The organism is Geobacillus sp. DSP4a, from assembly GCF_013096875.1.
Lineage (GTDB): Bacteria > Bacillota > Bacilli > Bacillales > Anoxybacillaceae > Geobacillus > Geobacillus thermophilus.
In genome coordinates this window covers 1-700 of the sequence record NZ_SDLD01000164.1, presented here as the reverse complement: position 1 = coordinate 700, position 700 = coordinate 1, and the positions used below count along the sequence as shown (strand labels likewise).

The 700-nt window shown below is 46.6% G+C and carries 1 protein-coding gene and 1 pseudogene; one reads left to right on the top strand and one right to left on the bottom strand.

All coding sequences use genetic code 11. The features are described from left to right. Nucleotides 1–179: pseudogene (locus tag ETC02_RS16820) on the top strand (IS701 family transposase); the annotation flags it as partial. A 226-nt stretch (nucleotides 180–405) separates the two neighbouring features. Here the strand turns inward: ETC02_RS16820 and ETC02_RS16815 are convergent. Further along, on the bottom strand, nucleotides 406–700 hold a 295-nt coding region (locus tag ETC02_RS16815; protein ID WP_171698463.1), incomplete at its 5' end, for a transposase.

Genomic DNA, 700 nt, shown 5'->3' with positions numbered 1-700 from the left:
ATTGGGCGGTGGTGCTGTTGGCCTGCGTGTACAGCATCGCCGAATCCCGACAAAACCTCTCCACCGGGCTGGAGCTTCTTCGGTCGCGGAAAGACCACAGCGTCGTCGAGTTCATTTATGACGCTGCAAAGCAAGATATTCCCATTGATGTGATCAAAAAACAGCTCCGTATCGCGTAAGGGGTACCCTGTTTGTCTCTCTAACCATGGAAATTATTGTAATGAAAAATGCTCATCTACAGTTATATAATATATTATATCATATTTTTTAGTGATACAAAAACAAAAAAAGCGATTCCTCCCCCACTTACTCCCTTTGGTCGTTGAAGTGGGGGTCTCCTCGCCAAAGACGATGAAAAAAACAATTAAACAAAAATATAAAGATACCCGTGGTGCTAGTTGAGTGTCAGCGCTCAACCAGCCCTAGTGTGACCAAGGAATAAGCCAACAAGATGCCATCGAGTGCCACTTCAAACCCGGCCATGGAATTCGCTCGAATGTCGGTGATCCGGTATTGGTCTACGAGAATCGAAAACACCGTCTCGATGACTTTGCGTTTTTTCCTGATCCATTTTTCCCATGCCTTGGATGGGCCGTGCTTTTGATTGTGTCGAGACGGTGTCCAGAACGCGGCTTGGTGTTCTTCGTACAGCTTTTCTCGAAGAGCGTGGCTGATGTACCCTTTGTCCCCAAAGTTGTAG